General features: G+C 61.0%; 22 protein-coding genes and 1 pseudogene. 12 read left to right on the top strand and 11 right to left on the bottom strand.

The window, feature by feature from the left end; translation table 11 throughout:
• Nucleotides 1–55: 55 nt before the first annotated feature.
• Both HU730_RS18525 and HU730_RS18520 read left to right on the top strand, forming a co-directional pair.
• Nucleotides 56–238 carry a hypothetical protein gene (locus tag HU730_RS18525; RefSeq protein WP_054918213.1) on the top strand — a complete coding sequence of 61 codons (183 nt, stop codon included), beginning with the start codon at nucleotides 56–58 and terminating at the stop codon, nucleotides 236–238.
• A 103-nt stretch (nucleotides 239–341) separates the two neighbouring features.
• On the top strand, nucleotides 342–1,538 hold the full coding sequence (locus tag HU730_RS18520; protein WP_106118370.1) for an MFS transporter: 1,197 nt from the start codon (nucleotides 342–344) through the stop codon (nucleotides 1,536–1,538).
• On the opposite strand, the gene arfB is transcribed toward HU730_RS18520, so the two are convergent.
• From arfB to HU730_RS18505, 3 genes are all read right to left on the bottom strand, one after another.
• Nucleotides 1,535–1,948 (bottom strand): alternative ribosome rescue aminoacyl-tRNA hydrolase ArfB, encoded by a 414-nt coding sequence (gene arfB, locus HU730_RS18515; protein ID WP_034128536.1) that lies wholly within the window; start codon nucleotides 1,946–1,948, stop codon nucleotides 1,535–1,537. The two genes, HU730_RS18520 and arfB, sit on opposite strands and share 4 nt — an antisense overlap.
• An 11-nt stretch (nucleotides 1,949–1,959) precedes the next feature.
• Nucleotides 1,960–2,643: a pentapeptide repeat-containing protein gene (locus HU730_RS18510; RefSeq protein WP_186527760.1), complete on the bottom strand. Its 684-nt coding sequence runs from the start codon at nucleotides 2,641–2,643 to the stop codon at nucleotides 1,960–1,962.
• A 100-nt stretch (nucleotides 2,644–2,743) separates the two neighbouring features.
• A complete protein-coding gene (locus HU730_RS18505) occupies nucleotides 2,744–4,165 on the bottom strand; it encodes an amino acid permease (RefSeq protein WP_034128538.1) in 1,422 nt (473 codons plus the stop codon).
• 647 nt (nucleotides 4,166–4,812) lie between these two features.
• Here HU730_RS18505 and HU730_RS18500 point away from each other — a divergent pair.
• Nucleotides 4,813–4,950, top strand: coding sequence for a hypothetical protein (locus HU730_RS18500; protein WP_003175756.1), 138 nt, complete (start codon nucleotides 4,813–4,815; stop codon nucleotides 4,948–4,950).
• A gap of 73 nt (nucleotides 4,951–5,023) precedes the next feature.
• Entirely contained in the window at nucleotides 5,024–5,983 is a 960-nt protein-coding gene (locus HU730_RS18495; protein ID WP_054896691.1) for a hypothetical protein, read from the top strand.
• A gap of 237 nt (nucleotides 5,984–6,220) precedes the next feature.
• Here the strand turns inward: HU730_RS18495 and rluB are convergent, their stop codons facing one another.
• The 6 genes from rluB to HU730_RS18465 all read right to left on the bottom strand — a co-directional run bounded on the left by rluB (nucleotide 6,221) and on the right by HU730_RS18465 (nucleotide 11,149).
• On the bottom strand, nucleotides 6,221–7,429 hold the full coding sequence (rluB, locus tag HU730_RS18490; RefSeq protein ID WP_060763603.1) for a 23S rRNA pseudouridine(2605) synthase RluB: 1,209 nt from the start codon (nucleotides 7,427–7,429) through the stop codon (nucleotides 6,221–6,223).
• A gap of 143 nt (nucleotides 7,430–7,572) precedes the next feature.
• Complete coding sequence (locus HU730_RS18485) at nucleotides 7,573–7,764, bottom strand: DUF1289 domain-containing protein (protein ID WP_034128540.1); 192 nt, start codon at nucleotides 7,762–7,764, stop codon at nucleotides 7,573–7,575.
• Nucleotides 7,765–7,890: 126 nt separating this feature from the next.
• Nucleotides 7,891–8,811 (bottom strand): SMC-Scp complex subunit ScpB, encoded by a 921-nt coding sequence (gene scpB, locus HU730_RS18480; RefSeq protein ID WP_003193794.1) that lies wholly within the window; start codon nucleotides 8,809–8,811, stop codon nucleotides 7,891–7,893.
• Between the two features lie 12 nt (nucleotides 8,812–8,823).
• Nucleotides 8,824–9,522 carry a ScpA family protein gene (locus tag HU730_RS18475; protein ID WP_164365898.1) on the bottom strand — a complete coding sequence of 233 codons (699 nt, stop codon included), beginning with the start codon at nucleotides 9,520–9,522 and terminating at the stop codon, nucleotides 8,824–8,826.
• A 120-nt stretch (nucleotides 9,523–9,642) separates the two neighbouring features.
• Nucleotides 9,643–10,272, bottom strand: a complete 630-nt coding sequence (locus tag HU730_RS18470) for an L-threonylcarbamoyladenylate synthase (RefSeq protein WP_003193796.1) — start codon at nucleotides 10,270–10,272, stop codon at nucleotides 9,643–9,645.
• A gap of 13 nt (nucleotides 10,273–10,285) precedes the next feature.
• The gene (locus tag HU730_RS18465) at nucleotides 10,286–11,149 is read right to left on the bottom strand and encodes a PHP domain-containing protein (RefSeq protein ID WP_003193798.1); all 864 of its coding nucleotides are present in this window, start codon (nucleotides 11,147–11,149) and stop codon (nucleotides 10,286–10,288) included.
• 87 nt (nucleotides 11,150–11,236) lie between these two features.
• On the opposite strand from HU730_RS18465, the gene HU730_RS18460 reads away from it, so the two are divergent.
• The 7 genes and pseudogenes from HU730_RS18460 to HU730_RS26780 form a co-directional block, all read left to right on the top strand.
• Entirely contained in the window at nucleotides 11,237–11,824 is a 588-nt protein-coding gene (locus HU730_RS18460; protein ID WP_034128542.1) for a septation protein A, read from the top strand.
• Between the two features lies 1 nt (nucleotide 11,825).
• Nucleotides 11,826–12,125: a YciI family protein gene (locus HU730_RS18455; RefSeq protein ID WP_060763604.1), complete on the top strand. Its 300-nt coding sequence runs from the start codon at nucleotides 11,826–11,828 to the stop codon at nucleotides 12,123–12,125.
• A gap of 100 nt (nucleotides 12,126–12,225) precedes the next feature.
• Nucleotides 12,226–12,903, top strand: coding sequence for a response regulator transcription factor (locus HU730_RS18450; protein WP_186527759.1), 678 nt, complete (start codon nucleotides 12,226–12,228; stop codon nucleotides 12,901–12,903).
• A 247-nt stretch (nucleotides 12,904–13,150) separates the two neighbouring features.
• Nucleotides 13,151–13,609 (top strand): LTXXQ domain protein, encoded by a 459-nt coding sequence (locus HU730_RS18445; protein WP_034128544.1) that lies wholly within the window; start codon nucleotides 13,151–13,153, stop codon nucleotides 13,607–13,609.
• A gap of 64 nt (nucleotides 13,610–13,673) precedes the next feature.
• Nucleotides 13,674–15,020 carry a HAMP domain-containing sensor histidine kinase gene (locus tag HU730_RS18440; RefSeq protein ID WP_106118371.1) on the top strand — a complete coding sequence of 449 codons (1,347 nt, stop codon included), beginning with the start codon at nucleotides 13,674–13,676 and terminating at the stop codon, nucleotides 15,018–15,020.
• Between the two features lie 37 nt (nucleotides 15,021–15,057).
• A complete protein-coding gene (locus HU730_RS18435) occupies nucleotides 15,058–16,407 on the top strand; it encodes a CoA transferase (protein ID WP_034128546.1) in 1,350 nt (449 codons plus the stop codon).
• A 22-nt stretch (nucleotides 16,408–16,429) separates the two neighbouring features.
• Nucleotides 16,430–16,516, top strand: a pseudogene (locus HU730_RS26780) (outer membrane lipoprotein carrier protein LolA); the annotation flags it as partial.
• On the opposite strand, the gene HU730_RS18430 reads toward HU730_RS26780, so the two are convergent.
• On the bottom strand, nucleotides 16,512–17,363 hold the full coding sequence (locus HU730_RS18430; protein WP_186527758.1) for a DNA-3-methyladenine glycosylase: 852 nt from the start codon (nucleotides 17,361–17,363) through the stop codon (nucleotides 16,512–16,514). The pseudogene HU730_RS26780 and the gene HU730_RS18430 sit on opposite strands and share 5 nt — an antisense overlap.
• A complete protein-coding gene (gene arcD, locus HU730_RS18425) occupies nucleotides 17,360–18,787 on the bottom strand; it encodes an arginine-ornithine antiporter (RefSeq protein ID WP_072448461.1) in 1,428 nt (475 codons plus the stop codon). The genes HU730_RS18430 and arcD (HU730_RS18425) overlap by 4 nt, the downstream gene beginning before the upstream one ends.
• A 397-nt stretch (nucleotides 18,788–19,184) precedes the next feature.
• Between arcD (HU730_RS18425) and arcD (HU730_RS18420) the strand changes: the two genes are divergently transcribed.
• Complete coding sequence (arcD, locus tag HU730_RS18420; protein ID WP_014719693.1) at nucleotides 19,185–20,612, top strand: arginine-ornithine antiporter; 1,428 nt, start codon at nucleotides 19,185–19,187, stop codon at nucleotides 20,610–20,612.
• The last annotated feature ends 5 nt before the right edge of the window (nucleotides 20,613–20,617 follow it).

Below are 20,617 nucleotides of genomic sequence, written 5' to 3'. Positions count from 1 at the left end.
GAAAGCGCGCCTTTGAGCGCTTTCCACACTGCCTGAATCATCCGAGACCGTCACTATGACCACTTCCCCTTCCGACACGCCGGACGCCGCTGTACTCGACGCTGCCTTGCAGATGGTCGAAGTCTGGAACCGCCTCAGTGCCGACAAGCAAGCAGCACTGCTCAAGCGCTTCGGCACCCAGGAAAACGCCCTCGCGGCCCTGGTGACCACCCAATTGCTGGCCCCCGCCCAAGCTTGATCTGCCTTAGATCTGACGTTTTACATTTTTGCCGCCCTGCCCGGCTTGCGCACCGGTATCATTAGCAGCCTATCTTTACCTGCTGCGACAGTGGATCTCTCCCATGCCAGATACCCAGCGCCCCATGACGGTCACGCTGCAAGTCGTTTCCATCGTGCTTTTTACCTTCATCGGCTACTTGAATATCGGCATCCCCCTGGCCGTATTGCCGGGTTATGTCCATAGCCAGCTGGGCTATGGCGCCGTTATCGCCGGGCTGGTGATCAGCGTGCAATACCTGGCAACCCTGCTGAGCCGCCCCTATGCCGGTAAAATCATCGACAATCTGGGCAGCAAGCGCGCCGTGCTGATCGGCTTGGTGGGCTGCGGTTTGAGTGGCGTGTTCATGTTGTTTGCGGCGTGGTTTTCCAGCCTGCCGGCTCTGAGCCTCGGCTGCCTGCTGGTCGGGCGGCTGGTGCTGGGCAGCGCTGAAAGCCTGGTGGGTTCGGGCGCGATTGGCTGGGGCATTGGCCGTGTCGGCGCGGCGAACACGGCCAAGGTTATTTCCTGGAACGGCATCGCCAGCTACGGCGCGCTGGCGGTGGGTGCGCCGTTGGGGGTGCTGCTGGTCAGCCATTTTGGGCTGTGGAGCATGGGCGTCAGCATCATTCTGTTGGCCGTGTTGGGTGTGCTGTTGGCCTGGAAAAAACAAGCGGCGCCGATTGTGCCCGGCATCCGTTTGCCGTTCATGAACGTGCTGGGCCGCGTGCTGCCCCATGGTTGCGCGCTGGCGCTGGGCTCCATCGGCTTTGGCACCATCGCCACCTTTATCACGTTGTATTACAGCACCCAGCACTGGGATAACGCGGTGTGGGCCTTGAGCCTGTTCGGTGCCAGTTTTATCGGCGCACGCTTGCTGTTTGGCAATTTGATCAACCGCATTGGCGGTTTTCGCGTCGCAATCGCCTGCCTGTCAGTGGAAGTGCTGGGCCTGCTGTTGCTGTGGCTGGCGCCGGATGCCCAACTGGCGTTGGCGGGTGCGGCGTTGAGCGGTTTCGGGTTTTCCCTGGTGTTCCCGGCGCTGGGGGTAGAGGCGGTCAACCTGGTGCCAGCCTCCAGCCGAGGTTCGGCGGTGGGCGCCTATTCGCTGTTTATCGACTTGTCCCTGGGCATCACCGGGCCGCTGGCGGGCGCCGTGGCGGCAGGTTTTGGCTTTGCCTCAATCTTCCTGTTCGCCGCCCTCGCAGCTTTCGCCGGTTTGCTGCTGAGCTTCTACCTGTACCGCCAGGCGCCCAAGGCCCGCGAAACACGCGACGCCTAGAAGTCGACCTTGCCGCGCCCGGCCTTGATGCTGCCGCGCTTGGTCTTGGACTCAAGGCGGCGTTTCTTCGAACCCAGGGTGGGCTTGGTCGGACGGCGCTTTTTCTCGACCTTGGTGGCGCTCTGGATCAACTCCACCAGGCGCTCCAGCGCATCGGCGCGGTTCTGCTCCTGGGTGCGATATTGCTGGGCCTTGAGCACCAGCACGCCTTCGCTGGTGATCCGGCTGTCACGCAGCGCCAGCAGGCGCTCCTTGTAAAACTCCGGCAACGACGAGGCCGGAATATCAAACCGCAGGTGCACCGCACTCGACACCTTATTGACGTTCTGCCCACCGGCACCCTGGGCACGAATGGCGGTCAGCTCGATCTCGGCGTCGGGCAGGTGCACATTGTTGGAAATTTCCAGCATCAATCAAAACCTTAGGCAACGGACAAGCCCAACTCGGACAACAATATCGACGCCTGGGCTTTGGAAATCACGGCGCCTTTGAACAGTTTGGCATCATTGAGGCGAAAACCGCTCAAATCTGCACCGCGCAAGTCGGCACCCGCAAAATTAGCGCCGTTGATGCGGGCATGTGCGAGGCTGCAGTCGACCAGTTCAGCCTTGCGAAAGTCCGTATCCGACAAGTCGCTGTCGGAAAAATCCAGATTCTTGAGCACACTTCGAGCAAACGACAACCCGGATAAAAAGGCACTGTTGAGCAGGGTTTCGCTGAAGCTCAACCACAGTGACGCGCAATGGGTGAAATTGGCGCCCGTCAGCTTGCACTGGGTAAAAGTCGCCTGGGACAGTTTGCTGCGCTGCCAACGAGTGTTGTTCAGATCGCAACTGTGGAATTGCGCCTCAAGCAGGTTAGCCGCTTCGAAAATGGCGAGGCTGGCTCGGCAGTTTTTCCACTGAGTCCCTTCCAGTCGAGAACCGAGAAACGAGGTCTGGACCAGGGTGCAGCGCTCGAACACCCAGTTGTCCAGTGCCATGCGCGACAGGTCGACGCCACTTAAATCTACTCCGATCAAGCGCAAAGGGCCGCTGTGCCGGTCTATCAAGTCTTCCAGCTCATCGCGCTGCAAGGCGCTATCGGCGACGTCGGTGTATTGCATCGGGGCCTCCGAGCATGCGGAAAAAAGAGGGGGCGATTCTAACCTGCCATACCCACAAAAAACCCGGCAGGGCGCCGGGTTTTCTGCAAGGGGAAAAGTCCTACTCCAGAACCGGACCCGTTGCGCCAATAGCCGGCCGCGCCGTGCGCTTGTTCTTGATCCAGTAACACACTGCCATGAACGCTACCCACACCGGGATCGCATATACCGACACCTGAATCCCCGGCATCATCAGCATGATCACCAGGATAAACACCACGAACGCCAGGCAGATGTAGTTTCCATACGGATACCACAACGCCTTGAACAGCGGCACCTGGCCGGTGCGGTTCATGTGCTGGCGGAACTTGACGTGGGAGAAACTGATCATCGCCCAGTTGATCACCAACGTGGCCACCACCAGCGACATCAGCAGTTCCAGCGCGTCATGGGGCATCAGGTAGTTCATCAGCACCGCCACCAGGGTGATCGCTGCCGAGGCCAGGATCGAACGCACCGGCACGCCGCGCTTATCGATCTTCGCCAGGGCCCTGGGCGCGTCGCCCTGCTCGGCCATGCCCAAGAGCATGCGGCTGTTGCAGTAGGTACCGCTGTTGTACACCGACAGCGCGGCGGTCAGCACCACGAAGTTGAGGATATGCGCGGCGGTGTTACTGCCCAGCATCGAGAACACCTGCACGAACGGGCTACCGCTGTAGGCATCGCCGGAGGCGTTGAGGGTCGCCAGCAGGCTGTCCCACGGTGTGAGCGACAGCAGTACTACCAGGGCACCGATGTAGAAAATCAGGATGCGGTAGATCACCTGATTGATCGCCTTAGGGATCACGGTACGTGGCTGGTCGGCTTCGGCAGCGGTAAAGCCGAGCATTTCCAGGCCGCCGAAGGAGAACATGATGATCGCCATGGCCATCACCAAGCCGCCGACGCCATGGGGGAAGAAACCACCATGCTCCCACAGGTTGCTGACCGAGGCTTGGGGACCGCCGCTGCCGCTGACCAGCAGGTAGCTGCCCAGGGCAATCATGCCGACGATCGCCACCACCTTGATGATGGCGAACCAGAACTCGGCCTCACCGAAGACTTTGACGTTGGCCAGGTTGATCACGTTGATCAGCACGAAGAAGGCCGCCGCAGAGACCCAGGTCGGAATCTCCGGCCACCAGTAATGCACGTACTTGCCGACGGCCGTCAGCTCCGACATACCCACCAGAATGTAGAGAATCCAGCAGTTCCAGCCCGACAGAAAACCGGCGAAACCGCCCCAGTACTTGTGGGCAAAATGGCTGAAGGAGCCGGCGACGGGCTCCTCGACGATCATTTCGCCAAGCTGGCGCATGATCATGAAGGCGATAAAGCCGCAAATGGCATAGCCCAGGATCATCGACGGGCCGGCGGATTTGAGCACCCCGGCCGAGCCCAGGAACAGGCCGGTGCCGATGGCGCCACCGAGGGCGATCAACTGGATATGCCGATTTTTCAGGCCGCGTTTCAGCTCGCCTGAAGAGGAATGGGGTCCACTCATGAAAAGGGTCTCACGCAAGGTTTGAAGAGTTGAATGCAGGTTGCTGCCTTGAATTACCGACTCAAGCAGCGCCGCTCAAACCCCAGCGCAGGCACCAGGAGTACAGCGTCTTTCTAATGGTCATGCGTCACCTGTTTGTTTTTATCTGTGACGAAATCGAACCCGTCCGGCTCGTGGCCAGGCGGAGTGATCAGGGGGATCAAACCCTGAGGTCTTGGCCTTTTGCGTGGGTACGCAAGGGGGGTCACAGTAAAACGCGGCGCATTGTACACCGCTCGACAGCTTCGGCACGCACCGGGAAAGTGCACAGGCAATTCTGTCAGCTAATGCTTACATCGGCGCGCCCCCCAACAACGGCAGGGCAGTTACGTAAATCTATCGTTACACCGCGGAAATCCTGCGTTACAGCCAGACTTTGGCAGCCCTCAACGGAATTCTGTCGGAAGGCCACGTCTGAAGAATCGCTTCAGCCAATTCACTGTTTTGCCTGAATAAAAAAATCCGCCAAAAAACAGAAGAAAAAATCCAAATGAAACCGTGTCAATAAATTTTTTGCATTTCGAAACACTCTCTTCTAGGTTCTTTCCACTTACCCGCGAAGCCCGTGGGTGAGCCGTTCTCAATCAACGTCCTCTAGGAGATACACCATGCAAGCACTGGAAAACGACCTGGAAACCGAACTGCAACTCGACGATTGGTTTGAAGCGCCGACCCATGAGGCCGCCGTTGAAATGATGCAAGCCGATGCCGTTGTGCCTTTTGGCACCGCGATGTGGCCTTTCTAATAACCGGCAGGCATCCGGCAGGCGCTGTGCACGGCGCCTGCCCCCTTACCCAAGGCACCGAAGGACACCCGTCATGGACAAGGCCCGCGCCGTCGAACACTTTCTCTACTACCTTGCTCACCACCCGGCCCTCAACGGCCTGAACCGCCCCACCGTGTTGCTGGGCCATACCGAGCGCTATGACGCCATCGCCCAGGCGATCACCCACGGCAGCGCCGCCCGCTTCAACTTCCAACTGCAACGCCTGGACCTGGCGCCCAGCGACACCCTGGCAAAGGCCATTCAAACCTGTGATCTGTACCTGTTTCTCTACGATTCCTCCACGCTGCCCAACCCACGCGCCGAAGGCCCTGACTTTATCCGCGCCCTGCAAGGCGTGATGGCCGAGCACTGGAAGAAATCCCTGCTGTTCAAGGATTACGGCGACTATTTTTACGACACCTTCAGCGTCGAGCCCCAACGCATCGCCGACCTCAACGCCACACTGATCCGGCGCATGGCCCAGGCCAACGTGCTGAGTTTTACCGACAAACACGGTTCGCGCCTGGAAGCGCCGATGAGCAGCATCAAGAAGTGGACCAATATCAACGGCGTCGGCAACCACGACCTGGCGCCCGGCGAAATCGCCACCCACAGCGAAGCCATCAACGGCCAGGTGCGGTTTGTCGGCACCTTCCTCAGTACCATCCCCTTTGCACGCAAATACGGCGTGCTGCAATCGCCGCTGGAGTTATGGATCGAGAACTCCACCGTTTGCAGCGTGGCCAGCGAAGTGCCGGGGCTGGCAGATGACTTCAACAAGTACCTGAATGCCAACCCGTCCAACCGTCGCGTGGAGGAGTTGGGGATTGGCACCAATGAAGGGGTCAAGGACCTGTATGCGCGCAATGCCGGGTTTGAAGAGCGTCACTGCGGGCTGCACCTGGGCTTGGGTGGCGGGCAGAAAGGCAGTCATCACCTGGACCTGATCTTTGCCAGTGGGGTGTTGGCGCTGGATGACAAGCCGGTATTTGATGGCGCCTTTGCCTTTTAAAAGACCGTCAGACGTGTAGAGATCCCTGTGGGAGCCGGGCTTGCCCTAATGCCATTCAGTTAAGAGCTAGAGCAGACAACCAGTGACTTGTGGCGATTCTGTCTTAACTGACTGGCATTAGGGCTTGCCCACCGCTATCACAGGCAAGCCAGCTGCCACAGTTGATTGCATTTCGAATGTAGATCGCAAAAAAAACGCCAACCCTAGGGTTGGCGTTTTCGCGCAGCACTTAGCGCATCACTGCGGCTTCTTGCGGCCAAAACCAGGACGCTGGCCGGAACCGGCCGGGGCGCCACGGCGCTTGCCCGAAGGCTCGTCCGCGACCAGTTTCGGGCCAGGGCGCTTGTTCGCCGCTGGCTTGGCTGGACGCTTGGTGCTGGCGTTGTCGGCCGGGCGATCCGCTTCACCACGGTTGCTGCGACCACCCGCCGGAGCAGGACGCGGCGTACGTGGCGCACGCTCACCTTCTTGACGCGATGGCGCGGTGGGGCGGCGTTCGCCTTCAATGTGCGGCTGACGCGAGATACGACCGCCGGTGGCCGGTGCATCCAGCGCAGGGCGCAGGGTGCGAGCAACACGTTCGGTACGTGGCACTGGGCGCGACGATTTACGCTGCATACGCTCAAGCTTGTCTTTGCTCTTGGCGTTCATCTGCGGCATGGCAACCGGCGTCAGGCCCACTTCGGCGCTGAGGATATCGACTTCGTACTGGCTCATTTCGCGCCAGCGGCCCATCGGCAGGTCGGAGTTCAGGAACACCGGACCAAAACGCACGCGCTTGAGGCGGCTGACCACCAGGCCCTGGGACTCCCACAGGCGACGCACTTCACGGTTACGGCCTTCCATCACCACGCAGTGGTACCAGTGGTTGAAACCTTCGCCACCCGGCGCCTGCTTGATGTCGGTGAACTTGGCCGGGCCGTCTTCGAGCACCACGCCCGCCTTGAGGCGTTCGATCATCTCGTCATCGACTTCACCACGTACACGCACGGCGTATTCACGGTCCATCTCATAGGACGGGTGCATCAGGCGGTTGGCCAACTCACCGTCAGTGGTGAACATCAGCAAGCCGGTGGTGTTGATGTCCAGGCGACCGATGTTGATCCAGCGGCCTTCTTTAGGCTTGGGCATCTTGTCGAACACGGTCGGACGGCCTTCCGGGTCGTCACGGGTGCAGATCTCGCCGTCGGGCTTGTTGTACATGATCACGCGGCGCACCGATTCGGCGGCCTCTTCACGCTTGATGACCTTGCCATCAATGGTGATTGCATCGTGCAGGTCGACGCGCTGGCCGAGGGTTGCCTCGACGCCGTTGACCTTGATGCGCTTCTGGGTGATCCAGGCTTCGACGTCGCGGCGCGAGCCCACGCCGATACGCGCCAGCACTTTTTGCAGCTTTTCGCCTGCTGGGCCGATTTCCTGGTCTTTCTGGTCTTGGTCATTCATCGTAAGCACCTCCCGGTGGGTCGATTCAGGCGTGGCCTGAGGGTATTGAAAGCGGGGCCTTGGCCGAATAGGTCGGCAAGGGGTCGCGAATCATACGCGCATGGCGCGTGTTGCGCATCACAGACTAGTCGATAACGCCCAGCTCATTTGCTTTTCCGCCGACCGGTGGCCCCCAGGGCCAGCAATCGCAGCTCGGCTTCGGCCAGCACCGTGCGCTTGTCGGCTTTATCGAGTTTCTTCCAGGCACGGATTTCACGCTTGCTGCGGCCACAGCCGACGCAGATGTCATCGTTGAATTTGCAGATGCTGATGCACGGGTCTTTCATGGCACTCATGGTCGATCCTCTGTGGGAGCTGGCTTGCCTGCGATGGCATCACCTCCTTGCATCTGGGAGACCGAGGCGTCTGCATCGCAGGCAAGCCAGCTCACACATGGGTTGCGCAGTGAAAGTCAGAGCCGGTCAGTCTTCGAGCTGGCGGCGCTCGTTCTCGATGGCCTCGGCCAGCGCCCGGGCTTCGTCTTCTTCGTCACTCAGGGGCGGCTGTTCGAGGGCGGCGACGGCGGCCAGGAGCTTTTCCCGGGCTTGGGCCACGCCAAGCACATCGTCTTCGGCTTCGACCTCAGGCTCGGATTCAACGTTCACCTGGGTTTCTGGCTCCGCCGCACCATCACGCAGCAAATCGTCGAAGTCTGTCTTGATCCCCTGCTCCATGTCGTCCAGCTCCAGCAACAACGTATGGAAACTGGTTTCGTCCTTGGGCTCCTCCGGCTCGGCGCTGGCGTCGGCCAGTTCCTGCAGGCTTTGCGGCACCGGCGCGTCGTCGAAGTCGAGCACCGGCTCGGCCTCCATTTCGCGGAGCTCGGCCAGGGGTGGCAGGTCGTCGAGGTTTTTCAGGTTGAAATGATCGAGGAACACCTTGGTGGTGGCGAACATGGCTGGTTTGCCCGGCACATCGCGGTAGCCAACAATGCGGATCCACTCACGTTCCAGCAGGGTCTTGACGATATGGCTGTTGACCGCCACACCACGCACGTCTTCGATCTCGCCCCGAGTGATGGGCTGGCGATAGGCGATCAGCGCCATGGTCTCCAGCATCGCCCTCGAGTAGCGCTGCGGGCGCTCTTCCCACAAACGCCCGACCCACGGTGAAAACTTCTCACGGATCTGCAGGCGATAACCCGACGCCACTTCACGCAATTCAAAGGCACGGCCCTCGCAGGATTTGCGCAGGATCTCCAAGGCCTTCTTGAAGACCGGCGGCTCCGGGCGTTCGGCCTCTTCAAAGAGTTCGAACAGGCGCTCCAGAGATTGCGGTTTACCCGAGGCCAGGAGAAAGGCCTCCAGCAAAGGGGCCAGTTCGCGGGGTTCAGTCAGATTCATCGATTCAGCTCGTTATTCGGCTCGCGCCCGCACGTGGATAGCCGCAAAAGGCTCATTCTGCACCAGCTCGACCAAGGATTCCTTGACCAGCTCAAGGATCGCCATAAAGGTCACCACCACGCCCAGTCGGCCCTCTTCGGCAGTAAACAACTCGACAAAGGGCACAAACCCACCTCCCTTGAGACGTTCCAGCACATCGCTCATGCGCTCGCGGGTGGACAGCGCTTCACGGCTGACCTGGTGGCTCTCGAACATATCGCCGCGGCGCAGTACTTCGGCCATGGACATCAGCAATTCTTCCAGACTCACGTCCGGCAGTAACTTGCGCGCGCGCGCCTCGGGAGCGTCGAGCTTGGGCACCACCACATCACGGCCCACACGGCTCAGGCCGTCGATGCCTTCGGCGGCGGCCTTGAAGCGTTCGTACTCCTGCAGGCGGCGGATCAGCTCGGCGCGCGGGTCATCCTCTTCGGCTTCCACCGTCTCCGAGCGCGGCAACAGCATGCGCGACTTGATCTCGGCGAGCATGGCGGCCATGACCAGGTACTCGGCGGCCAGTTCCAGGCGCACCGACTGCATCAGCTCGACATAGCCCATGTATTGGCGGGTAATTTCTGCCACCGGAATGTCAAGGATGTTGATGTTCTGCTTGCGGATCAGGTACAGCAGCAAGTCCAGCGGGCCTTCGAAGGCTTCAAGGAACACCTCCAGGGCGTCCGGCGGGATGTACAGGTCCAGGGGCATTTCCATGACCGCCTGGCCATACACCATGGCAAACGGCAGTTCCTGCTGGGCGCCAGCCTGGGGATCAGCGGCTTCCACGGCTGACATTCAGGCCTCGACCATGAACGGAGCCGGGTCGCCACAACCCACACGCACCACTTCTGGTTCGCCATCGGCCAGGTTGATCACCGTGGAGGCCTTGTTGCCACCGTAGCCGCCGTCGATGATCAGGTCGACGTGCTTTTCCAGCAAACGGCGCATTTCGTAAGGGTCGTACAACGGCTCGGTTTCGCCGGGCAGGATCAACGACACGCTCATCAGCGGTTCGCCCAATTCGGCCAGCAGCGCCAGGGCAATCGGGTGTTCCGGCACGCGCAGGCCAATGGTGCGCTTCTTCGGGTGCAGCAACAGGCGCGGCACTTCGCGGGTGGCGTTGAGGATGAAGGTGTAGGGCCCCGGCGTGTGGGCCTTGAGCAGGCGGAAGGTGCCGGTGTCGACCTTGGCGAACAGCCCGAGCTGGGACAAGTCGCTGCAGATCAGCGCAAAGTTGTGCTTGTCGTCCAGCTGGCGCAGGCGTCTTACTCGCTCCACCGCGCCCTTGTCGCCGATCTGGCAGCCAATGGCGTAGGACGAATCAGTCGGATAGATCACCACGCCGCCGGCACGGATGATCTCCACGGCCTGTTTGATCAGGCGCGCCTGAGGGTTTTCCGGATGAATCTGGAAGAATTGGCTCACGTGCTCTACCTGTTCAGACGGTGGCAATAATGGGGTCATGCTTGAATCGCCCCCACAACAGCGGCAGATCTTCCGGGACCTGGCGATATTCGCCAATCTCGGACCAGCCGCCTGGGCCATGAAAATCACTGCCGGCACTGACCAGCAGACCAAATTCGCGGGCGAGGATCGCCAGGCTGCCGACCTGTTCGGCGGGTTGATGCCCGTTGACAACCTCGATGGCGTGGCCACCCGCTCCAATATAGTCGCTGATCAGCTTGCGGCGCTTGCTGCGGGTGAAATCGTAATGCCAGGGATGCGCCAGGCTCACCCAGGCCCCGGAGGCCCGCAGGGTCTGGACGGTGTCTTCCAGGGTTGGCCAGTGCAGCTTCACATCGCCCAACTTGCCGGCGCCCAGCCATTTGCGAAAGGCCTCGGCGCGATCCTTCACATAGCCTTCACGCACCATCCAGTCGGCAAAGTGCGGACGGGCCGGTGCGTTGCCGCTGTCGCCCAGTTCCTGCTGGATAGCACGGGCACCGTCGAGGGCACCTGGCATGCCTTTAAGGCTGAGCTTGCGGCTTATTTCTTCGGACCGCAGCCAGCGGCCATCGTGCAATTGGGCAATCGCCGCCACCAAGGGCGGGGCCTTTTGATCAAAACCGTAGCCCAGCACGTGGATGGTGGCGCCGCCCCAGGTGCAGGACAATTCCACGCCGTTAACCAGCTGCATACCCAAGGAGTGCGCGGCCTGGCGGGCTTCGTCGAGGCCTTCAAGGGTGTCATGGTCGGTCAATGCCAAAACTCGCACGCCTTTTTCGAACGCACGCGCAACCAGTACAGCGGGCGCCAGGGCGCCGTCGGAGGCCGTGCTGTGGCAGTGCAAATCAACATTCACGGGGGTGTGTAACCTCAAGTCAGCTGGCGCTATCGCAACCAAGGATGTTTGTTATTATGCCGACACATCCAGCTTCTGGCTCTTACTGTGAAACAATTCATCGACTTCATCCCGCTGTTGCTGTTTTTCATCGTTACCAAACTCGACCCCAGGGTCATCGAAATCGCCGGCCACGAGCTGTCGTTCGGGGGCATCTACAGTGCCACTGCCGTACTGATCATCAGCTCTATCGTAGTGTACGGCGCCATCTTCATCTCGCAGCGCAAGCTGGAAAAAAGCCAATGGCTCACCCTCGTCGCCTGCCTGGTGTTCGGCGGCCTGACCCTGGCCTTCCACAGCGAAACCTTCCTTAAATGGAAAGCCCCGGTGGTCAACTGGCTGTTCGCCCTGGTGTTTATCGGCAGCCACTTCATCGGTGACCGCCTGCTGATCAAGCGGATCATGGGCCATGCGCTGACCTTGCCGGAGCCGGTGTGGGTGCGCCTGAACGTGGCCTGGATCGTGTTCTTCCTGTTCTGCGGTGCCGCCAACCTGTTTGTGGCCTTCACCTTCCAGGACTACTGGGTCGACTTCAAAGTGTTTGGCAGCCTGGGCATGACCGTATTGTTTTTGATCGGCCAGGGCATCTACCTGTCACGCCACCTGCATGACACCACACCGAAAACCGAGGACTGACATGCTCTACGCCATCATTGCCACCGACGTTGCCAACTCCCTGGAAAAACGCCTGAGCGTACGCCCGGCCCACGTCGAGCGCCTCAAACAGCTGCAAGCCGAAGGCCGCATGGTACTGGCCGGCCCGCACCCGGCCGTCGACAGCAATGACCCAGGCGACGCGGGTTTCAGCGGAAGCCTGATCGTCGCCGAGTTCGCCTCCCTGGCCGACGCCCAGGCCTGGGCCAAGGCTGACCCTTATGTCGCAGCAGGCGTCTACGCCGATGTGGTGATCAAGCCGTTCAAGCAAGTCTTGCCTTGAACCCGGCTGCGTCGAACCTAATCGTTTCGGCGCACTCCTAATGGCTCGAGGCATCACCGGTGGGGCCTTCGCCGCCGACAATGGCTAAATTGAGTGAGTCATGAGCGAGCTGTTACTGATAGATGATGACCAGGAGCTCTGTGAGCTGCTGACCAGTTGGTTGAGACAGGAAGGTTTCCAGGTACGCGCCTGCCATGACGGCTTGAGCGCCCGAAAAGCCCTGGCCGACAGCGCGCCTGCGGCCGTCGTGCTCGACGTGATGCTGCCCGACGGCAGCGGCCTGGAGCTGCTCAAGCAATTGCGCAACGACCACCCGGAGCTGCCGGTACTGATGCTCTCGGCCCGGGGCGAACCCTTGGACCGCATCCTCGGCCTGGAACTGGGCGCCGACGACTACCTGGCCAAGCCTTGCGACCCACGCGAGCTGACGGCGCGCCTGCGCGCCGTGTTACGCCGTAGCCACCCGGCCGCGGTATCGACCCAGCTGGAACTGGGCGACCTGTGCTTCAGCCCGGTGCGCGGCGTGGTCAGCATCGATGAACAGGAGTTCGCCCTCACCGTCTCCGAAAGCCGCCTGCTTGAAGCATTGCTGCGCCAACCCGGCGAGCCCCTGGATAAACAGGAACTGGCGCAGATCGCCCTGGGCCGCAAGCTGACCCTGTATGACCGCAGCCTGGATATGCACGTCAGCAACCTGCGTAAAAAGATCGGCCCACACCCCGATGGCCGGCCACGGATCGTGGCGCTGCGTAGTCGTGGTTACTACTACAGCCTCTAAACACAATACAGCCCCCTGTAGGAGCGAGCTTGCTCGCGAAAAACGCCAACGATAACGCAGGCATCCTGATTAAACGCGGTGCCTATACGTTCTTCGCGAGCAAGCTCGCTCCTACAGAGACCGGGTTTTGTCAGTTCCTATCAAACCCGTCTTTACCGAAGCTTTACCCTCCCCTGACCGCCGCTGACCTTGCGCTGCGTAACCTACTCACATCCGGACTCACCGGAATAGAGACAGGAGAATCACCATGCGCAAGACCCTTATCGCTTTGATGTTCGCCACTGCCCTGCCCACCGTTGCCATGGCAATGCCGGAAGGCCCAGGCCCGATGGGTGGTCCTGAAAGCCACATGATGGGCGGCCCAGGCCACGGTGAGCACGGTCCGCGTGGCAAAGGCGGCCCGTTCAGCCAGCTGGACTTGAGCAAGGAACAGCGCGAGCAGATCCGCAAGCTGATGGGTGACCAATGGCACGCCCGCAAAGACCTGGTCAAAAAGTACCTGGACAAACTGCCAGCCGCTGACCAGAAGGCGATGCAGGACGAAATCGCCGCAGGCAAGCAGAAAACCCAGACCGATATCCGTGCCGTGCTCAAGCCCGACCAGCAGAAGAAGTACGACGAAATCGTCAAGAAACAAGCCGAACGCCGCGCCGAATGGAAAGAGTTCCAGGCCTGGAAAGCCCAGCAAGCGCAAAAAGCGCAATAATGGCCTAGCTTCACCCCAGCCCAGTGGTTCGCGCCGCTGGGCTTTTCCTGTTTGAGGGTTTCCTGTGCGTTCATTGTTCTGGCGTATCCTGGCGAGTTTCTGGCTGGCCATCGCCCTGGTTGCCGGTTTGTCGATCCTGCTTGGGCACATGCTCAACCAGGACGCCTGGATTCTCAGCCGCCACCCTGGCCTCAACAACCTGGCCCAAGAGTGGACGCAGCTCTACGAAACCCAGGGCGAAGACGCCGCCCAGGAGTTGCTGCAGCAGCGCAAGCGCCAGTACCACATCGACGTGCAAGTGCTTAACGAAAGCGGCGACCCGGTGGTGCGCGGCACCTTCCCGCGCCGCGCCGCCGCGTTCGAAGCCCGCCAGCACGACAGCCAGGACGGCCACCTGCCCTGGCGCCGCCTGACCGCCGAGTACACCAGCGCCAAAACCGGCGACACCTACCTATTGATCTACCGTATTCCTCACCCGGAGCTGGACGCCTGGCACCGCAGCAGCCTGCTGTGGCCGCTCAGTGCATTGGCGATTACCCTGGTGGTGCTGACCCTGTTCAGCCTGCTGGTGACCTTGTCCATCACCCGCCCACTCAGCCGTTTGCGCGGCGCGGTGCATGATCTGGGGCAAACCACTTATCAACAGAACAGCCTGGCGCAACTGGCCAATCGGCGCGACGAGTTCGGCGTGCTGGCCAACGACTTCAACCGCATGGGCGCACGCCTGCAAAGCCTGATCGGCAGCCAGCGCCAGTTGCTGCGCGACGTGTCCCACGAACTGCGCTCGCCGTTGGCGCGCTTGCGTATCGCCCTGGCCCTGGCCGAACGCGCCAGCCCCGAAGAACGGGAAAAACTCTGGCCGCGCCTGACCCGCGAATGCGATCGACTGGAGGCCTTGATCAGCGAGATCCTGGTATTGGCGCGGGTCGACGCCGACAACGCCAGCGCCGAAGACATCGACCTCACCCCGTTGCTTAAAACGCTGCAAAAGGACGCCCAACTCAGTGCCCCCGAGCAAGTGGTGCAACTGACGACTGCCAATGACTTGCAGCTTAAAGGCTGGCCGACCATGATCGAACGCGCCGTGGACAACCTGCTGCGCAATGCCCAGCGCTTCAACCCGATGGGCGAACCGATTGAATTGCAGGCCCAGCATCAAGGCGGGCGCATTCTGATCAGCGTACGCGACCACGGCCCCGGCGTTGAAGCCGAGCACCTGAGCCAATTGGGCGAGCCGTTCTACCGGGCGCCAGGCCAGACCGCCCAAGGCCATGGCCTGGGCCTGGCCATCGCCCGTCGCGCCGCCGAGCGCCATGGCGGTAACCTGATCCTGGCCAACCATCCCGATGGCGGCTTTATCGCCAGCATCGAACTGCCCTTGATCCCTGGGGTTGCCACACCGGTGGGATGATCTTCTATAGTGGCCCTTCTCTTACGGAGGGCCTTTGATGACAGACCTGCTGACTCCCATCCAAGCCGCACTCGCTTTACCGCACGCCCCACTGCCCCAGACCCAGGCCGGCGCCTTGCCCTCGACCTTCGCCGTGACAGACCTGGCGGCCGCCAGCATCGGCGCCGCGGGCCAGGCCGTCGCCCAGTTGATTGAGCAACAAACCGGGCGCCTGCCCAGCGTCAGCGTGGATCGGCGCCTGGCCTCGTTGTGGTTCTCCTCGTCGATTCGTCCCGTGGGGTGGCAAGTGCCGCCTTTGTGGGACCCGGTAGCGGGTGATTACGCCAGCGTGGATGGCTGGATCCGTCTGCACACCAACGCGCCCCATCACCGCGCAGCGGCCGAGCGGGTATTGGGGCCTGCCGCTGATCGCGCAGCCATGGCGAGTAGAGTCGCGACCTGGAAAGCCGCCGAACTGGAACAGGCGGTTGTCGATGCGGGCGGTTGTGCGGCGCAGATGCGTAGCTGGCAAGCCTGGCAGCAGCATCCCCAAGGCTTGGCGGTAAACGCCGAAGCGTTGATCCAGCGTCAGGTCTTCGAACCCGGCACCGACAAACCCTGGCTCGGTTCCGCAGCGCGCCCACTGGCCGGCATCAAGGTGCTGGATTTGACCCGGGTGCTGGCCGGCCCGGTGGCCAGTCGTTTCCTCGCCGGCTTGGGTGCCAGCGTACTGCGCATCGACTCGCCCACCTGGAACGAACCTGGCGTCGTCCCGGAAATGACCCTGGGTAAACGCTGCGCCCGCCTGGATCTAACGAGCCACGACGACCGGCAAGTGTTCGAAGCGTTGCTCAAGGACGCCGACATCCTGTTCCACGGTTACCGCGCCGATGCTCTGGAGCAACTCGGTTATACCCTTGGCGAACGACAGCACATCGCCCCCGGACTGATCGACGTCAGCCTCAACGCCTACGGCTGGAGCGGCCCATGGCGTAATCGTCGTGGCTTTGACAGCCTGGTGCAGATGAGCAGCGGAATTGCCGAGGCGGGCATGGCCTGGAAACAGACGGATAAACCGCTGCCGCTGCCGGTGCAGGCGCTGGATCACGCCACCGGCTATTTGATGGCCGCCAGTGCGATCCGGGCGTTGGCCGAGCGCCTGGACTCCGGACGCGGCGGTTCGGCGCGCTTGTCGTTGGCGCGTACGGCGAAGTTGCTGGTGGAGGCCGGGCAAGTGCCACAGCAAGCGGCATTGCGCGAAGAAGATATCAATGACCAAGGCCTGGTGGTGGAGCAGACAGCCTGGGGCCAGGCCCACCGGCTACTGGCGCCGCTGAGCATCAGTGGCACGCCGTTGCAGTGGGATTTGCCGGCGGTGGAACTGGGCTCGCACCGGCCGCAATGGTGACTAATACCCTGTAGGAGCGAGCTTGCTCGCGAAGGTCGCCAACGATAACGCGGGAAACCTGATACACAGCGGCGTTCTCAGGTTTTTCGCGAGCAAGCTCGCTCCTACAGGGTTGTCCACAAATGCTGCGCCGCATACGCCCTCAACGGCCGCCACGCGTCGGCCCGCGCCAATAACTGCCGCGCCGACACCGGCCCACCTTCCAAAGCCGCCAAAGCATTGATCAGCCCGATATCCCCCGACGCAAACGCATCCGCCTCGCGCAACTGGCGCATGGCGATGTATTGCGCGGTCCACTCTCCAATCCCCGGCAATGCCACTAGCCTTGCAACGCCGTCCTGGAGGCTGGCCTTCGGTTCGAAAAGCTGTGGATCATCCAATAGCGCCTGGGCCACACCAGACAACGTACGGCCCCGCGCCTTGGGCATGCCCAGGGTCGCCAGGTCCGCCGCAGCCAACACTTCAGGTGTCGGAAACAGGTGGGTAATACCGGCGTGCGGGATTTGCAGGGGCTGGCCATACTGCGCCACCAACTTGCCCGCCAGGCGAATCGCCGCCACCACGGTGATCTGCTGGCCCAGCACCGCACGAATCGCCAGTTCCAACCCATCCCAGGTGCCAGGCAACCGCAAGCCAGGGCGGGCCGCAACCAGTTGCGCCATCAGGGGGTCTTGCGACAATTGCGCGTTGATCACCTCAGGCACCGCGTCCAGATCAAACATCCTGCGCAAGCGCCGCTCGATCTCAGGCATCGCGGCGGGCTCGGGAAAGTCGACCGTCACCTCCAGCCAATCCCCCGCGCCCGGTTCGACGCTGACCCAGCCATGTCGCCCCGCCACACTGATACTGCGCCGATACACGCCGGCGACCACGGTTTCCAACCCAGTAATCGCCCGCGCCGATAGGAACCCCAGCATCGCCGCCCAGTCGTAGGGCGGTTGATACGCCAATCTCACAGTGACAATACCCCGCTATACAGCCCATACGCGGCTAACCCGGCGCCCGCGATCACGCCGCTGAAAATGCCTTTTTCCACGGTGGTAAACAAGGGTTGGCCCTGCTCGCGCTTGGCCAGGGCAAACAGGATCACACCCGGTGCGTACAGCAACGCCGACAGCAGCAAGTACTTCAAGCCACCCGCATACAGCAGCCAGATCGCATAACCGAGGGCAACCAGCCCCACCAGCAGATCTTTCATGCGCCGGCGCTGCCAGCCTGCATAGGTTTCGCCGCGCGCGCTCAACAGCACCGCATAGGCCGCCGACCACAGGTAAGGCACCAGGATCATCGAGGACGCCAGGTAGATCAGGGTGGTGTAGGTGCTGGCGGAAAACAGCGTGATCACCAGGAATGCCTGGATCATCACGTTGGTCAGCCATAAGGCATTGACCGGCACCTGATTGGCGTTTTCCTTCTTCAGGAACGCCGGCATGGTCTTGTCCTGAGCGGTGGCATAGAGGATTTCCGCGCACAGCAGCGCCCAGGAGAGCAACGCCCCGAGCAGCGAAACCGCCAGGCCGAGGCTGATCAACACCGCGCCCCAAGGCCCGACGATATGCTCCAACACACCGGCCAGGGACGGGTTCTGCAATTGCGCCAACTCCGGCTGGCTCATGATGCCCAGGGACAGCACGTTCACCAGCACCAGCAAGGCCAGCACGCCCACAAAACCAATCACCGTGGCGCGCCCCACGTCCGAGCGTTTCTGTGCTCGCGCCGAGTACACACTGGCGCCTTCGATGCCGATAAAGACAAACACCGTGACCAGCATCATGTGGCGCACCTGCTCGACCACGCTGCCCATCTGCGGGTTGCCCAGGCCCCAGATATCGCGGGTGAAGATATCCGCCTTGAATGCAACCGCAGCGATCACGATAAACATCAACAGCGGTACGATCTTCGCCACCGTCGTCACCTGATTGATGAACGCTGCCTCTTTGATCCCGCGCATCACCAGAAAATGTACGGCCCACAGCAACAGCGACGCGCAGCCGATGGCAAGCGGCGTATTGCCCTGGCCGAACGCCGGAAAAAAGTAGCCGAGGGTGCTGAATAGCAAGACGAAATAACCGACATTGCCCATCCACGCACTGATCCAGTAACCCCAGGCGGATGAAAAGCCCATGTAATCGCCAAAACCCGCCTTGGCGTAGGCATACACCCCGGAGTCCAGTTCGGGCTTACGGTTCGCCAACGTCTGGAACACAAAGGCCAGGGTCAGCATGCCGATGGCGGTGATCGCCCAGCCGATCAAGATGGCCCCCACTTCGGCACGGGCAGCCATGTTCTGCGGCAATGAAAAGATGCCGCCGCCAATCATCGAGCCCACCACCAGGGCAATCAGGGCACTGAGCCGAAGTTTCTGGGCGGGTTGGGTCATGCAGCTTCCTCGAAATAAACGGTTGGGCGACAACTGCGCACATAAGTAATTCAGATTAATGACGTTGTCATAACATAAAGATATGTAAAGATAGGAAGTTTAGGCTTATTTAGAATTTAAATACGTTAATTATGAAGCGATAGTCAAACAACGTACAAAAAATTTGCACATTCGCAAATACGAACTAGCGTCAACACCCATGCCCTCGACCAAATGATTAACCACAAAGCAAAGAGCGCTCTATCAAGCGCCTTTGCGGGACTTGTTCGCCCGCAAAAACCTCACCCTAAGTCGTTAATTCACAATGGAATGTACCAATGAAGTGATCTGAGTCAGCTGTTTGATTAGCGCACGGAATTATTCTGTGGTCTCTCTTCTCCTGCATTGGAGTCATGCAATGTCTGAAACTCCCGGAAAACTTCGACTAGGCGCCCTGGTCGCACTTGTCGTCGGCTCGATGATTGGCGGCGGTATCTTTTCATTGCCACAAAACATGGCCGCCAGCGCCGATGTCGGTGCGGTGTTGATCGGCTGGGTGATTACCGCCATCGGCATGTTGACCCTCGCCTTCGTGTTCCAGACCCTCGCCAACCGCAAGCCTGACCTCGACGGCGGGGTCTACGCCTACGCCAAGGCCGGTTTCGGCGACTACATGGGCTTTTCATCCGCCTGGGGCTACTGGATCAGCGCCTGGCTGGGCAACGTCGGCTACTTCGTGTTGCTGTTCAGCACCTTGGGCTATTTCTTCCCGGTCTTTGGCGAGGGCAATACCCCGACGGCGGTGATCGCTGCGTCAGTGCTGTTATGGGCCGTGCATTTCCTGGTGCTGCGCGGGATCAAGGAAGCGGCGTTCATCAACCTGGTGACCACCGTCGCCAAGGTGGTGCCGCTGCTGCTGTTCGTGCTCATCGCGCTGTTCGCGTTCAAGCTGGACATCTTCACCGCCGACATCTGGGGCGTGAAAAACCCGGACCTGGGCAGCGTGATGAACCAGGTGCGCAACATGATGCTGGTCACCGTGTGGGTGTTTATCGGCATCGAAGGCGCGAGCATCTTCTCGTCCCGTGCCGAGAAACGCAGTGACGTGGGCAAGGCCACCGTGATCGGCTTTATCACTGTGCTGCTGTTCCTGATGCTGGTGAACGTGCTGTCCCTGGGGATCATGACCCAGCCGGAACTGGCCAAGCTGCAAAACCCGTCGATGGCCGCCGTGCTGGAGCATGTGGTGGGCCACTGGGGCGCGGTGCTGATTAGCGTGGGCTTGATCATCTCCCTGCTCGGCGCGCTGCTGTCCTGGGTGCTGCTGTGTGCGGAGATCATGTTCGCCGCCGCCAAGGACCACACCATGCCGGAGTTCCTGCGCAAGGAAAACGCCAACCATGTGCCCGTCAACGCACTGTGGCTGACCAACGCAATGGTGCAGATATTCCTGGTGATCACGCTGTTTTCCGCCAGCACCTACCTGTCACTGATCTACCTCGCCACCTCTATGATCCTGGTGCCTTACCTGTGGTCGGCGGCCTACGCCCTGCTGCTGGCGGTGCGCGGCGAGACCTACGAGAACGCCCTCAAAGAGCGCAGGAAAGACCTGTTCATCGGCGCTATCGCCCTGATCTATGCGATCTGGCTGCTCTACGCCGGCGGCACCAAATACCTGCTGCTCTCCGCCCTGCTCTATGCCCCTGGCGCGATCCTGTTCGCCAAAGCCAAGCGTGAACTGGGCAAACCGATTTTCACCCCCGTCGAGAAGCTGATTTTCGCCGCAGTGGTCATTGGCGCCCTGGTGGCGGCCTATGGGCTCTACGACGGCTTCCTGACCCTGTAATTGTT

Origin of the sequence: Pseudomonas sp. SWRI22 (assembly GCF_014268395.2) — a bacterium.
Lineage (GTDB): Bacteria > Pseudomonadota > Gammaproteobacteria > Pseudomonadales > Pseudomonadaceae > Aquipseudomonas > Aquipseudomonas paracarnis.
The sequence above is the reverse complement of the archived record's forward strand: the minus strand, read 5'-3'. Positions and strand labels throughout refer to the sequence as shown.

Coding starts and splice junctions, on each gene's coding strand:
- HU730_RS18500 (WP_003175756.1), top strand. CDS start 4,813: ATGCAAGCACTGGAAAACGACCTGGAAACCGAACTGCAACTCGACGAT.
- HU730_RS18450 (WP_186527759.1), top strand. CDS start 12,226: ATGAGCGAGCTGTTACTGATAGATGATGACCAGGAGCTCTGTGAGCTG.
- HU730_RS18510 (WP_186527760.1), bottom strand. CDS start 2,643: ATGCAATACACCGACGTCGCCGATAGCGCCTTGCAGCGCGATGAGCTG.
- HU730_RS18455 (WP_060763604.1), top strand. CDS start 11,826: ATGCTCTACGCCATCATTGCCACCGACGTTGCCAACTCCCTGGAAAAA.
- HU730_RS18495 (WP_054896691.1), top strand. CDS start 5,024: ATGGACAAGGCCCGCGCCGTCGAACACTTTCTCTACTACCTTGCTCAC.
- HU730_RS18525 (WP_054918213.1), top strand. CDS start 56: ATGACCACTTCCCCTTCCGACACGCCGGACGCCGCTGTACTCGACGCT.
- scpB (WP_003193794.1), bottom strand. CDS start 8,811: ATGAATCTGACTGAACCCCGCGAACTGGCCCCTTTGCTGGAGGCCTTT.
- arcD (WP_014719693.1), top strand. CDS start 19,185: ATGTCTGAAACTCCCGGAAAACTTCGACTAGGCGCCCTGGTCGCACTT.
- arfB (WP_034128536.1), bottom strand. CDS start 1,948: ATGCTGGAAATTTCCAACAATGTGCACCTGCCCGACGCCGAGATCGAG.
- HU730_RS18485 (WP_034128540.1), bottom strand. CDS start 7,764: ATGAGTGCCATGAAAGACCCGTGCATCAGCATCTGCAAATTCAACGAT.
- HU730_RS18435 (WP_034128546.1), top strand. CDS start 15,058: ATGACAGACCTGCTGACTCCCATCCAAGCCGCACTCGCTTTACCGCAC.
- arcD (WP_072448461.1), bottom strand. CDS start 18,787: ATGACCCAACCCGCCCAGAAACTTCGGCTCAGTGCCCTGATTGCCCTG.
- HU730_RS18445 (WP_034128544.1), top strand. CDS start 13,151: ATGCGCAAGACCCTTATCGCTTTGATGTTCGCCACTGCCCTGCCCACC.
- HU730_RS18505 (WP_034128538.1), bottom strand. CDS start 4,165: ATGAGTGGACCCCATTCCTCTTCAGGCGAGCTGAAACGCGGCCTGAAA.
- rluB (WP_060763603.1), bottom strand. CDS start 7,429: ATGAATGACCAAGACCAGAAAGACCAGGAAATCGGCCCAGCAGGCGAA.
- HU730_RS18520 (WP_106118370.1), top strand. CDS start 342: ATGCCAGATACCCAGCGCCCCATGACGGTCACGCTGCAAGTCGTTTCC.